The organism is Coprobacillus sp. AF33-1AC (assembly GCF_003475785.1).
Lineage (GTDB): Bacteria > Bacillota_I > Bacilli_A > Erysipelotrichales > Coprobacillaceae > Faecalibacillus.
The window spans coordinates 1-14,321 of the sequence record NZ_QRQB01000019.1; the positions used below are offsets into that span (position 1 = coordinate 1).

Below are 14,321 nucleotides of genomic sequence, written 5' to 3' on the forward strand. Positions count from 1 at the left end.
AGTGCTACGGTGCAACAATAGCGAACTGCCAGTTCTTTTTTTTTATAAAAAAATTAGCACTCAATGCTTGACACTGCTAATAAATAGTTTATAATGATATTAGCACAAGAGGAAAGAGAGTGCTAAAGGAGTGATAACAATGAATATAGAAAAGTTTACAGATAAAATGAAAGAAGCGATATCTAGTGCTAGTCAACTTGCTTTAGAATATAAAAATCAAGTAATTGACATTGAACATATTCTCTATGTTTTATTGGAAGATAGTAGCGGTATCTTCTGTAGAGTTTTATCTAAATTAAATATAGATGTTAAACAATTGCAAAATCAATTATTATTAAGAATTAAAGAAAAGCCACAAGTAACAAATATAGATGTCAATAGTATTCGTATTTCTTATGGTTTAAATGACTTATTATCTAAAGCGATGAACCAAATGTCACAATTTAAAGATGAATATGTTTCTGTTGAACATTTAATTATGGCTTTATTTGACATTAATGAACCTTGGTTAAAAGATTTATTAAATCAATATCATATCAATAAAAAAGATGTAAAAAAAGCAATATTAGAAATGAGGGGTGATCATATGGTTAATAATCCTAATCCTGAAAACACATATGAAGTATTAGAAAAATATGGGCGTGATCTTACAAAAGATGTTGAAAATGGTAAATTAGATCCTGTTATTGGACGTGATGATGAAATTAGGCGTGTTATTCAAATATTATCACGTAAAACAAAGAATAATCCTATTTTAATTGGTGAACCTGGTGTTGGTAAAACAGCCATTGTAGAAGGTCTTGCTTGGCGTATTTATAAAAATGATGTGCCTATGTCCTTACAAAACAAAACACTATATGAATTAGATTTAGGATCTTTAGTTGCTGGTGCCAAATATCGTGGTGAATTTGAAGAAAGACTTAAAGCAGTTTTAAATGAAATTAAAAAAGCAGAAGGTAATATTATCTTATTTATTGATGAAATTCATCAATTAGTAGGTGCTGGTAAAACTGATGGTGCGATGGACGCGGCTAATTTATTAAAACCAATGTTGGCACGTGGTGAATTACATTGTATTGGTGCCACAACATTAGACGAATATCGTCAATACATTGAAAAAGATGCTGCATTAGAAAGACGTTTCCAAAAAGTTCAAGTTGATGAACCGGATATGGATGATAGTATTGCTATTCTTCGTGGTTTAAAAGATTCATTTGAACGTCACCATGGGGTTCAAATTACAGACAGTGCTATTATTAGTGCAGTAAACTTATCTCAACGATATATTACTGATCGTTTTTTACCAGATAAAGCTATTGATTTAATTGATGAAGCTTGTGCTTCGATTCGTATGGAAATTGATTCATTACCTGAAGAATTAGATGGTATTACCCGTGAAAAGAATCGTTTAGAAATGGAAAGAATTTCTATTGAAAAAGAAGATCGTAATGAAGATAATGAAAAACGTTTAGTAGAAATCAAAGAACGCATCGCTTCTTTGACTGAACAAGAAACAGGTTTAAGAGCAAAATGGAAAGAAGAAAAATCATCATTAGATCATATTAAAGAACTAAAAAGTGAAAGAATGCATTTAGAATCACTTAAAGAAAAATATCAAAGTGAAGGTAATTTAGAAGAAGCTTCTAAAATTAAATATGAATCTTTACCAAAACTTACAAAAGAAATTGAAGAATTACAAGCTAAAAAACAAGATAATGATTTACTTCAAGAAAAAGTGACGGTTGACAGTGTAAGTGAGGTTATTGCTCGTTGGACTGGAATTCCTATGAATAAACTAATGGAATCTGAACGTGAAAAATTATTAGCTTTAGATGATACTTTAAAATTACGTGTCATTGGACAAGATGATGCAATTGAAAAAGTAACTGACGCTATTTTAAGATCGCGAGCTGGTATTAATGATGAAAATAGACCAATTGGATCATTCTTATTTTTAGGACCAACTGGTGTTGGTAAAACTGAAGTTGCCAAAGCATTAGCTGAACAATTATTTGATAGTGAACGTAATATTGTCAGAATTGATATGTCTGAGTATATGGAAAAATTTAGTGTTTCTCGTTTACTTGGTGCGCCACCAGGTTATGTTGGTTATGAAGAAGGTGGACAATTATCAGAAGCCGTAAGACGTCATCCTTATAGTATTGTCTTGTTAGATGAAATTGAAAAAGCACATCCTGATGTTTTCAACATTTTATTACAAGTATTAGATGATGGACGTATTACAGATAGTAAAGGAAATACGGTAAGTTTTAAAAATACAATTATTATTATGACAAGTAACATGGGTTCTCAATACTTATTAAATGGTAACACACCTGAAAATCGAAAATTAGTACAAGAAGAATTGAGAGCACACTTTAAACCAGAATTCTTAAATCGTATTGATGAAGTTGTTATGTTCAATTCATTAGATGATAGTGTTGTTAATAAAATTATTGATAAATTTATTAATCAATTAGAATCTCGATTAGAAGATAAAAAGATTTCATTAGAATTAACAGGTGAAGCATACCAACATATTAAAGATGAAGGATTTGATCCGGTTTATGGTGCAAGACCATTAAAACGATATATTCAATCTCACATTGAAACAAAACTTGCTAAGGAGATGATTAAAGGAACTATTAAATCTGGTGACCATATTTTAGTTGACTATCAAGATGATATTGTATTAAAGAGAGCATAAAAGCAAATTCTCCAAAGATTATATATCTTTGGAGAATTTTTGTTTATTCTTACAAGAAGATGATATATTATAATGGAGATAGTTAATAAAAGGGGTAGCGTATGGAAAAATTAAAAAAAGTAATCAATATATATTTATCAGATGATGCAACGTTATTTCGTTATTCATTAAGTTTTTGTTTATTATTATCTTTATTACCGGCATTAGTCATTATATTTTATTTTTTTAATGAAATAGCGATTGATCCAACAGTGCTTGTTAATGCTCTTTATGATTTTATACCACAAGAATTATTATCTCCTTTTATTCAATTTGTGAGTGATAAAAATTATCATTCCATTATGTCTATTATCATCACATTGATTGTTGCTACATATGTAGCAAGTAAAAGTTTTTATTCATTTATGATTATATCGATGCAAGATGAGAATTTTATTATTCCTTTAATTTTAGTAAGATTGAAAGCTTTTGTTTCTTTTGCTCTTTTTATGATTGCTATATGTGCTATTTCTATTATGAATCAATATATATTAGCACTTAATTCATTATTTTTTATTTTAAGTTTAATTGCTATTTTCTATTTATTTTATCGAGTGTTATCTTTTGAAAAAAAACCGTTAAGTTATGGCTTATTAGGTAGTGTTTTTAGTAGTGTTGCGATTGTAGGGGTAGGGCGTCTATTTTTATGGTTCGTTGAGTATTTCACATCTTATCATAGTTTGTATGGACCTTTTGCTTCATTAGTTGTTTTATTTTTATCAGTGTATCTTATTAGTAGTATTATTTATTTTGGTTATTGTCTAAATAGAATCTATGGTCAAAGTTATCAATTTCATGAATATAAGCATATTGCTTATTATGAGTATCTAAGCCAAATCATTAACCAAATCTATGATACTTTTCGTTAAATTTCTTTAACTTTTATCATATTATGCTAAAATAGGGCGAGGAGAAAAAATTATGCAAAGATATTTTATTGATCAAACATTACAAATACATCACCCATTTGAAATTGATTCAGATGATTTGCATCACATAAAGCATGTTATGAGATTACAAAATCAAGATCAAATTATTTGTATTGATAAAAATAAAAAAACATATTTAGCAAAGATAGAAAATATTAATCAAGGAACAATAGTACCCATTGAACTCATTGATGTTAATAATGAGTTGGATATAGAAGTGACACTTATTTATGCTATGCCTAAAGGGGATAAGTTTGAAATGGTGTTACAAAAAGCAACAGAATTAGGTGTAACAAGAATTATTCCTATGCAAACTAAACGTTGTGTTGCAAAACTAACATTAGAAAAATTCAATAAAAAAGTAACAAGATATAAAAAAATATTAAAAGAGGCAAGTGAACAGTCACTTAGAAGCCAAATACCTGAAATTATGCCTGTAATCCAATTAAAAGATATTGAATCTTATTTAGGAGATTATAATTTAGTAGCTTATGAAGAAACTGCTAAAGCCAATAAACATGGACAACTGGCTTTAACTTTACAACAGATTTGTCCAGGCGATCATCTCGTTATTATTGTAGGTAGTGAAGGTGGGTTTGATGCACAGGAAGTTGAATTTTTAAATGGTTTAGGTGTTAAAAATTGTAGTTTAGGAAAAAGAATTTTAAGAAGTGAGACGGCACCACTTTATTTATTAAGTGTGATTGGCTATAGTAGGGAGATTTTAAAATAATGATGAAATATTTAAAAAAATATGGGAAGGAAACAAATCTTCATAAAACTAAGTTATACTGCTTTTTAGAGGAAAATAAAGATATCTTTGAGCAAGCAGGATATCCATTTAAAATAAAAACATATGAAGAATTATTTAAGTATGAAGTTCTTTATCATAGTTTGTCTAATAAAAATAAAATTGATGAAGCTTATAACCATTTTATTAATACAAACTATGATGTTTTAGATTATTTAAATTATGATGAGAAAAGAAAAATGTTTGATCAAGATTTAAAACCTATCTTAGAACAATGTCACTGTTTTAAAGAGCCTGAAAGTGGACAATTAGTCTATTTACCTCATTATGATCTAGATATGAATAGCCGTTATATCAATGACTATCAAATGTTGACTTTAAAACAATATCAAGAATACATAAAACAATATTCTAAAGATATCAATAAGCCTTATCGTTTATATCAATTTTATCCATTTATATCTTCATTTTCTTCTTTAAAACCAATTGGAAAAGATGATCATTATGCATATTTTTATTATCCAGAAAGTAAACGTGTTTATTTATTTGATCAAAATGATTATCAATGCATTGATGAACTTATTTTTATTGATAAATATCAAGATATAGATCCTTCATTAGAAGATGTAAAAGAAATTGTTAAAATATATCTTAATGAAGATGTGCAATCACTTGTAGATACATTGTATGAAAAACAATGGCTAAGTGAAAAAATATATAAAAAAATTAAGAAAAAATTAAAGTAGGTGAAATTATGAAAGTAGCATTCCATACATTAGGATGCAAAGTTAACTCATATGAATCGGAAGCTATGTTAAGATTATTTGAACAGGCAGGGTATCAAGAAGTTCCTTTTAAAGAAGTGGCTGACGTTTATGTTATTAATACTTGTACAGTAACAAATACCGGTGATAGTAAATCTAGACAGATGATTCGTAAAGCGATTCGAAAAAATCCACAAGCAACTGTTTGTGTGGTAGGTTGTTATAGTCAAAGTGCGCCTCAAGAGATAGAAGCTATTGAGGGTGTAGGGGTTATTTTAGGTACACAATACCGTAATCAAATTGTTGAATTAGCAAAACAATATCAAGAAACAAAACAAATGATTGTCAAAGTCAATGATGTCATGAAAGTCGATACGTTTGAAGATTTAAATATTGATCGTTTTCATAACACACGAGCTTATTTAAAGATTCAAGATGGATGCAATAATTTCTGTACATATTGTATTATTCCTTATGCTAGAGGAAGAGTGCGTTCAAGAAAACCAGAAAGTGTTTTACATCAAGCTCAAGAATTAGTGAATCATGGATATGTTGAAATTGTATTGACAGGAATTCATACAGCTGGGTATGGTGAAGATTTAGATCATTATACTTTCTCTGATTTATTAAAAGAACTATGTCAAATTAAAGGTTTAAAAAGATTACGTATTTCTTCAATTGAAACGAGTCAAATTACTGACGAGATTATAGATTTAATGAGTACCAGTAAAATCATTGTTAACCATTTACATGTTCCATTACAATCAGGTTGTGACAAGATATTAAAAAGGATGAATAGAAAATATAATTGTCAAGAATATGCAGCTAAACTTGAAAAAATAAGAAGTCTTTTACCTCAAATTGCCTTTACTACTGATGTAATTGTAGGTTTTCCGGATGAAAGTGAAGAAGACTTTGAAACAACATATCAATTTATCAAACAAATAGGTTTTACTCAATTACATGTTTTCCCTTATTCGCCTAGAAAAGGAACACCTGCAGCAAAGATGAAAGATCAAGTAGATGAAAAAATTAAACATCAAAGAGTGAATCGTTTAATTGAGTTATCACAAGAACTAAATTCCCAATTTGCTTTGAGTCAAATTGGTAAAACTTTAAGTGTTTTATTTGAAAAAGAAGAAGATGGCTATTATGTAGGTCATGCTGATGATTATTTACTCGTTAAAGTCAAAAGCAATGAAGAATTGATAGGACAAATTAAGGATGTTATAATTGATTCATATCAAGACATACTAATAGGAAGAGTGAGATAATTGAAACGTTTAAATGAATTATTTGACATAGATAATGAAATGAAAATCTATTCAATTCATAGTGATTCAAGATATGTAAAACCTTATTCAGTATTCTTTTGTATTGAGGGATTAAGTGTAGATGGTCATCGTTATGTTGACGATGCCATCTTTCAAGGAGCTAAAGTCATTGTTCATACAAAAGATTTACCAAGCTATCGTAAAGGAATTATTTACATACGTGTCAATGATGCTTTAGATGAATTGAATCGAGTATCAAGTATTTTTTATGATCATCCTAGTCATAAAATGAAAATGATTGGGGTAACGGGAACCAGTGGTAAAACGGTTGTGGCTTCTATGGTAAAAATGATTATGGATCGTTTTTGCAAAAGTGCTTATATGGGAACCATATCCTTAGAATACGATGGAATTAAAGAACAATGTCCCTATACCACACCAGAAACCTTATATGTTCAACAAAAATTAGCAGATATGGTCAAACATGGCATTAAAGTTGTGGCAATGGAGGCAAGCAGTCATGGTTTAGCATTAAGAAGGATTGATGCAGTACAATTTGATATTTCTGTTTTAACAAATATTGGCAAAGAACATCTTGATTTTCATGGGACAATGGAACGTTATGTAGCAAGTAAACAAAAATTATTTGAGATGCTACCACCGACTGGATTAGCAGTATTAAATCATGACGATGAGCATTATGAAACAATTAGTAAAAACTGTCATTCAAGAGTGATGACTTATGGAATAGAAAAAGAAAGTGAGATTATGGCTAAAAATATTGAATTATTTTTAGATCATAGTGAATTTGATTTATCCTTTAAGGGAAATGAGTATCATGTTAATTGTCCGGTACTGGCTAAGTTTAATGTTTATAATGTATTAGCAGTTGTAGGTGTTTTAATTGGGATGGGGTTTGATAATTCAATGATTATTGATGCTGTTGAAAGTATTCCTCAAGTTGAAGGAAGGATGGAAATTATTAAGCACGACCAGCCTTTTACAGTTATTGTTGATTATTGCCAGCATACAAAGAATTATCACGATTTATTTGAATTTGTTTCTCAAGTTTCTTCGGGAAGAATTATTGCAGTTATGGGAGCACCTGGTAAACGTAATTTGAAAAGAAGAAAACAAATTGGAAAATTAGCTAATGAATATCTTGATCATGTTATTTTAACAGAGTTAGATGATCGTGGTGAAAATACAGTTGATATTTGTAAAGATATTCAAAGTGAAATCAAAGATATTACGAGTGTCATTGTTTCAAGAAGGTCAGTCGCAATAGAACAGGCTATAGATATTGCTTGTCCAGGAGATGTTGTTTTGCTTTTAGGAAAAGGACATGAGAAGTTTATTTCAATGGAAGTAGGGCAAAGTCCTTATCCAGGAGACAAGGTTGTAGCATTGAGGGCAATTCAGCGTATTTATGATACAGATAGTGAAGATGAATAGGAATAATAAAAAAGGACATCTAATCAAGATGTCCTTTTAGCTTGCTTGTTGAAACAACAAAATGTAAAGCAATATATGCGATTTCGTCATCAGTGAATCGTTTTTGATATTTTTCTTCAACTACATCATTTAAAATACTCGCTAAAGAAAATTCAAACTGATGTCTTTCTTTGATTTTATCAACTAATGGGTTATCAATTTGACTATCATTTTGTAAACGCTCAAGAGCAGGAGTCAAATGTAAACCAATAGAAACAAATAATTTATCATCATCTTTAAAATTTAAATCTTTTTCATCTTTAATACGTTGCATTGTTTCTCTTAATATAACAGCAACATCTTCATCTAATAAATCAAATCCCGGATTTAATTCGATATCTAAAGCTTTATTTTTAGATAAATACATCGATACTAAAGCTACTTCTGACTCAGGAAATTGAATATCATATTTTTTTTCTAACATAGAACATAAATCAAGAGCGTATTGGAAATTATCATTATCACGATAATATTCAACTTGTCCTTGACTTAGAGGAATATAGTTATCCGATTTTATTCTAATAACTGCAATTGTTAAATGAATTGCAAGATTGTTGATAGAGTTAGTAGATAAAAATAAATGACGATCTTCTATGACTTGTCTAATGTCATGAGTAATCTGTTGTTTTGTTAAATCAAAATTTTCATTTGAATGAATCGCAAGAGTCATGCTCATCCCTCCAATCAATATGTATATGATATACTAATGACATCAAAAAATCTAGTCAAAATCAAAAAAAATTAAATAAAGCATTTGAGTAGAAAAATTAAGGAATAGTTGCTATATTAAAGTTGTAAAAAGTAATGATTGATATATCAAAAAAAACTTTGAAATTATGCAACTTTATCATTGTTTAACTAAAAGTCAAGTGCTATAATGATGAAGAAATTTGATAGGAGGATTAAAGATGACTTTAACAGACAAATTTAATGAAGAATGGAAAGGATTTAAGGGTAGACTTTGGAAAGAAGAAGTTAATACTCGTCAATTCATCCAAGATAACTACAAACCATATGATGGAGATGAATCATTTTTAGCTGGTCCTACTGAAGCAACTAACAAGCTTTGGGGAAAACTTCAAGAATTACAAAAAGAAGAAAGAGCTAAAGGTGGAGTTCTTGAATGTGAAACTAAAGTAGTAAGTGGACTTACTGCTTATGGTCCAGGATATATCTCAGAAGATATGAAAGATCTTGAAAAAGTAGTTGGTTTACAAACAGATAAACCATTAAAAAGAGCATTCATGCCTTACGGTGGTATTAAAATGGCTGAACAAGCTGCAGCTACTTACGGATATGAACCAGATCCAGATTTACATGAAATCTTTACAAAATATCATAAAACACATAACCAAGCTGTATTTGATGTTTATACACCAGAAATCAAAAAAGCTCGTCACAACAAAGTAATTACAGGATTACCTGATACTTATGGACGTGGACGTATCGTTGGAGATTATCGTCGTGTTGCTTTATACGGTATTGATTTCTTAATTGAAGAAAAACAAAAAGATTTTGCTAACTGTGGTAGTGGATCAATGACAGATGATATCATTCGTCAAAGAGAAGAAATCGCAGAACAAATTAAAGCATTAAATGGAATGAAAGAAATGGCTAAGATTTATGGATATGATATCTCTAAACCTGCTACAAACGCGCATGAAGCATTCCAATGGTTATACTTCGGATATTTAGCAGCTATCAAAACTCAAAACGGTGCTGCAATGTCAGTTGGTCGTGTTTCTACTTTCTTAGACATCTATGTTGAAAGAGATTTAGAAAACGGAACAATTACAGAAGAAGAAGCTCAAGAATTAGTTGACCATTTCGTAATGAAATGTAGAATGGTTAAATTTGCTCGTATTCCTTCATACAACCAATTATTCTCTGGTGACCCAGTATGGGCTACATTAGAAGTTGCTGGTTTAGGAACTGATGGACGTTCAATGGTTACTAAAAACTGTTTCCGTTTCTTACATACATTAGAAAACATGGGTCCTTCTCCAGAACCAAACTTAACAGTTTTATATACTAAATTATTACCGGAAAACTTCAGAAGATTCGCAGCTAAAATCTCTGTAGATACAAGCTCAATCCAATATGAAAACGATGATGTAATGCGTCCTGTATGGGGAGATGATTACTCAATTTGTTGTTGTGTATCAGCTACTCAAACTGGTAAAGAAATGCAATTCTTCGGAGCTCGTGCTAACTTAGCTAAATGTTTAACTTACGCTATCAATGGTGGTGTTGATGAAAAAACTAAACAACAAGTTGCTCCAGAATACCGTCCAATCACTTCTGAATATTTAGATTATGACGAAGTAATGGATAAATACTTACAAATGATGGATTGGTTAGCTGATTTATATGTTAATACATTAAACTTAATCCAATACATGCATGATAAATATTATTATGAAGCTGCTGAAATGGCTTTAATTGATACTGATGTTAGACGTACATTCGCTACAGGTATCGCTGGATTCTCTCATGTAGTTGACTCATTAAGTGCAATCAAATATGCAAAAGTTAAAACTATCAGAGATGAAGATGGTATCGTTGTTGATTACGAAACTGAAGGTGACTTCCCAAGATATGGTAACGATGATGATCGTGCTGATGATATCGCTGTATGGTTATTAGGTGAATTCTTAGCTAAAATCAAAAAACATCATACTTACAGAGATTCAGAACCAACAACTTCAATCTTAACTATCACTTCAAACGTTGTTTATGGTAAAGCTACAGGTTCATTACCAGATGGACGTAAAGCAGGTGAACCATTATCACCAGGTGCTAACCCATCATACGGTGCTGAACAAAGTGGTTTATTAGCTTCATTAAACTCAGTTGCTAAATTACCATACGAATGGGCATTAGATGGTATTTCTAATACTCAAACAATCAACCCTGATGCTTTAGGACATAATGAAGACGAAAGAGTTACAAATTTAGTACAAGTTATGGATGGATACTTTGAACAAGGTGCTCATCACTTAAATGTAAACGTATTTGGAACTGAAAAATTAATTGATGCTATGGAACATCCAGAAAAAGAAGAATATGCAAACTTCACAATTCGTGTATCTGGATATGCAGTTAAATTCATTGACTTAACTCGTGAACAACAATTAGACGTTATCGCAAGAACTTGTCATGATCATATGTAATCAATTAGATTAATAACATTTAATTAGTAAACAGCCTCATTTGAGGCTGTTTTATTACCGGAGGAAATATGGAAACAATCGGAAGAATTCATTCAATAGAGAGTTTTGGTTCTGTAGATGGACCAGGAGTTCGTTATATTTATTTTTTACATGGTTGTCCTCTTCGCTGTCAATTTTGTCATAACCCAGATACATGGGGATCAAAAAAATATGAGGAATATACACCAGAAAAAGCACTTCAACAAGCTATGAAGTATAAATCTTATTGGGGTAAAAAAGGTGGTATTACTGTTAGTGGTGGAGAACCACTTGTTCAAATTGATTTTTTAATTGAATTATTCAAATTAGCCAAAAAAGAAGGAATCAATACATGCATTGATACAAGTGGGGGTTGCTTTACAAGAGAAGAACCATTCTTTTCTAAGTTTAAAGAATTAATGGAATATACAGATTTACTACTTGTAGATATCAAGGAAATCAATAATGATAGACATGTTGCTTTAACAGGAAAAGACAATTATCATATTCTAGATATGATACGCTATCTTTCAGATATTCATAAACCAATTTGGATAAGACACGTTCTTGTTCCTGAAAGAAGTGATTATGATGAAGATTTAATAAAATTAGATAAATTTATATCTTCATTATCTAATGTAGAACGTGTTGAAATTCTTCCATACCATACTCTAGGAGTATTTAAGTGGGAAGAACTGAATATTCCTTATAAATTAGATGGAATTAAACCACCTACTAAAGAACGTGTAGAAAATGCTAAAGCATTATTACATGTTGATCAATATACAAAATATTTAGAAAAATAATTAAAAAGAGTTTCATGTTAAAGACTATTTATTCTTGACTATGAAACTCTTTTTCTTTTTTTATTTCTTATATTTACAATTATCTTGGAGTTGTTTAAAATAAAATTAGATTAGGTAAAAGGAGACATAAAATGAAATTAGGAGCTATAGAAGCAGGTGGAACAAAATTTGTTGTTTGTATTGGAGATGAAAATGGTCAAGTTTTAGAAAGAGATTCATTTCCAACAGAAGCACCTGAAAAAACAATGGCAAATGTATTTAAATTTTTTGATGGAAAAGATATTGAAGCATTAGGAGTAGGAAGTTTTGGACCTATTGATCCAGATTTATCAAGTCCAACATATGGTTATATTACTACAACGCCTAAACCAGGATGGAATAATTATAATATTATGGGAGCATTAAAAGAAAGATATGATATCCCAATGGGATTTGATACTGATGTTAATGGTGCTGCACTAGGAGAAGCAACGTTTGGTGCTGCAAAAGGATTAGATAGTGCATTGTATTTAACTATTGGTACTGGAATTGGTGGCGGAGCCGTTGTCGGTGGACAATTAGTACATGGATTACTTCACCCAGAAATGGGACATATGAAAATGATTGTTAGAGAAGATGATCATTATGCTGGTAAATGTCCATATCATGGTACATGTTTTGAAGGTTTAGCTGCTGGTCCAGCAATTGAAGAAAGATGGGGAATGAAAGGAAAAGATATTCCTGAAGATCATCCAGCTTGGGATTTAGAAGCTTATTATATTGGTCAAGCAATGGCTAATTATGTTTTAACTTTATCACCTAAAAAGATTATTTTAGGTGGAGGAGTCATGCATCAAAAACAATTATTCCCTATGATTCATAAATATACTCAAGAATTCTTAAATGGATATATTCAAAAAGAAGAAGTGACAACTGACAAAATCAAAGACTATATTGTTTATCCAGGACTTGGGGACAACGCAGGTGTCGTAGGAGCTTTAGCTCTAGCAAAACAAGCTTTAAAATAAGCTTGTTTTTCTTTTTGTTTCTTATTAAAATTTACTTATAAGTATTAAAAGGAGGAGAAATAAAAATGACTAAAGTTGCAACAAAAGGATTACATGAAGGATGGGTTCCTAAAAAAGGTGAACCACGTTCATTACCAATCTATCAAAGTACAACATTTAAATATGATACTAGTGAAGAAATGGGAAGATTATTTGATTTAGAGGATTCTGGATATTTTTATTCAAGATTACAAAATCCTACTAATGATGCTGTTGCTGCTAAGATTGCAGCAATGGAAGGGGGAGTAGCTGGAATGCTTACTTCTTCTGGACAGGCTGCTAACTTTTTTGCGGTATTTAATATTTGTGAAGCAGGAGATCATTTTATAGCTTCGTCTGCTATTTATGGAGGAACCTATAATTTATTTGGCGTTACAATGAAAAAAATGGGTATTGATGTTACTTTTGTAGATCCAGAAATAAGTGAAGAAGACTTACAAAAAGAATTTAAAGAAAATACAAAATGTGTATTTGGGGAAACCATTACAAATCCTACAGTTAGTATTTTTGATATTGAAAAATTTGCTAAAGTAGCCCATCAAAATGGTGTACCATTAATTGTGGATAATACATTTGCGACACCAGTTAACTGTCAACCAATTAAATGGGGTGCCGATATTGTAACTCATTCAACAACTAAATATATGGATGGACATGCAAGTGGTGTAGGCGGTGCTATTGTTGATAGTGGAAACTTTAATTGGCTTCAATATGGTGATAAGTTTTCTGGTTTAACAACACCTGATGAATCTTATCATGGAATAACTTATGCAAAGAAATTTGGGAAACTTGCTTATATTACAAAAGCAACTGCTCAATTAATGAGAGATTTAGGACCAATTCAATCACCACAAAATGCTTTCTACCTAAATTTAGGGTTAGAATCATTAGCGGTAAGAATGAAACAACATTGTCAAAATGCATTAGCAGTAGCTAAGTATTTAGAACAAAATGAGAAAGTCGCTTGGGTAAAATATGCAGATTTACCAAGTAGTCCATATCATAAGCTTGCTAAAAAATATTGCCCTAAAGGAACATGTGGGGTTCTTTCATTTGGCTTAAAAGGAGAAAGAGAAAAAGCAGAAATATTTATGGATAGTTTAAAATTAGCCTCTATTGTCACACATGTTGCAGATGCTAAAACATGTTTACTACATCCAGCAAGTCATACTCATCGTCAAATGAGTGATGAACAATTAAAAGCAGCAGGTGTTGCACCAGATCTTATTCGTTTTTCTGTTGGACTAGAAGACATTGAAGATATTCTTGCAGATTTAAAACAAGCCTTTGATAAAATTTAATAAAACAGTCCTTTTTCAA

General features: G+C 30.6%; 11 protein-coding genes. 10 read left to right on the plus strand and 1 reads right to left on the minus strand.

Going from position 1 to position 14,321, the window contains the following annotated elements; translation table 11 throughout:
* Window positions 1-139 precede the first annotated feature (139 nt).
* The 6 genes from clpB to DWZ53_RS07625 all read left to right on the plus strand — a co-directional run bounded on the left by clpB (window position 140) and on the right by DWZ53_RS07625 (window position 7,919).
* Window positions 140-2,707 (plus strand): ATP-dependent chaperone ClpB, encoded by a 2,568-nt coding sequence (gene clpB, locus DWZ53_RS07600; protein WP_118433166.1) that lies wholly within the window; start codon window positions 140-142, stop codon window positions 2,705-2,707.
* 101 nt (window positions 2,708-2,808) lie between these two features.
* Window positions 2,809-3,615, plus strand: coding sequence for a YhjD/YihY/BrkB family envelope integrity protein (locus DWZ53_RS07605; protein ID WP_118433168.1), 807 nt, complete (start codon window positions 2,809-2,811; stop codon window positions 3,613-3,615).
* 52 nt (window positions 3,616-3,667) lie between these two features.
* A complete protein-coding gene (locus DWZ53_RS07610; RefSeq protein ID WP_118433170.1) occupies window positions 3,668-4,408 on the plus strand; it encodes a 16S rRNA (uracil(1498)-N(3))-methyltransferase in 741 nt (246 codons plus the stop codon).
* Window positions 4,408-5,172 (plus strand): hypothetical protein, encoded by a 765-nt coding sequence (locus tag DWZ53_RS07615; protein ID WP_118433172.1) that lies wholly within the window; start codon window positions 4,408-4,410, stop codon window positions 5,170-5,172. Before DWZ53_RS07610 ends, DWZ53_RS07615 begins: the two co-directional genes overlap by 1 nt.
* Before the next feature lie 8 nt (window positions 5,173-5,180).
* Window positions 5,181-6,464, plus strand: a complete 1,284-nt coding sequence (mtaB, locus tag DWZ53_RS07620; RefSeq protein WP_369831769.1) for a tRNA (N(6)-L-threonylcarbamoyladenosine(37)-C(2))-methylthiotransferase MtaB — start codon at window positions 5,181-5,183, stop codon at window positions 6,462-6,464.
* Window positions 6,465-7,919: a UDP-N-acetylmuramoyl-L-alanyl-D-glutamate--2,6-diaminopimelate ligase gene (locus tag DWZ53_RS07625; protein ID WP_118433176.1), complete on the plus strand. Its 1,455-nt coding sequence runs from the start codon at window positions 6,465-6,467 to the stop codon at window positions 7,917-7,919.
* A gap of 19 nt (window positions 7,920-7,938) precedes the next feature.
* Here the strand turns inward: DWZ53_RS07625 and DWZ53_RS07630 are convergent, their stop codons facing one another.
* Window positions 7,939-8,628 (minus strand): transcription antiterminator, encoded by a 690-nt coding sequence (locus tag DWZ53_RS07630; protein WP_118433178.1) that lies wholly within the window; start codon window positions 8,626-8,628, stop codon window positions 7,939-7,941.
* Window positions 8,629-8,866: 238 nt separating this feature from the next.
* On the opposite strand from DWZ53_RS07630, the gene pflB reads away from it, so the two are divergent.
* The 4 genes from pflB to DWZ53_RS07650 all read left to right on the plus strand — a co-directional run bounded on the left by pflB (window position 8,867) and on the right by DWZ53_RS07650 (window position 14,302).
* Window positions 8,867-11,131 carry a formate C-acetyltransferase gene (gene pflB, locus DWZ53_RS07635; RefSeq protein ID WP_118433180.1) on the plus strand — a complete coding sequence of 755 codons (2,265 nt, stop codon included), beginning with the start codon at window positions 8,867-8,869 and terminating at the stop codon, window positions 11,129-11,131.
* Between the two features lie 68 nt (window positions 11,132-11,199).
* On the plus strand, window positions 11,200-11,955 hold the full coding sequence (gene pflA / locus DWZ53_RS07640) for a pyruvate formate-lyase-activating protein (protein WP_118433182.1): 756 nt from the start codon (window positions 11,200-11,202) through the stop codon (window positions 11,953-11,955).
* A 131-nt stretch (window positions 11,956-12,086) separates the two neighbouring features.
* Window positions 12,087-12,962, plus strand: coding sequence for an ROK family protein (locus DWZ53_RS07645; protein WP_118433184.1), 876 nt, complete (start codon window positions 12,087-12,089; stop codon window positions 12,960-12,962).
* Window positions 12,963-13,027: 65 nt separating this feature from the next.
* Window positions 13,028-14,302, plus strand: coding sequence for an O-acetylhomoserine aminocarboxypropyltransferase/cysteine synthase family protein (locus tag DWZ53_RS07650; protein ID WP_118433186.1), 1,275 nt, complete (start codon window positions 13,028-13,030; stop codon window positions 14,300-14,302).
* The last annotated feature ends 19 nt before the right edge of the window (window positions 14,303-14,321 follow it).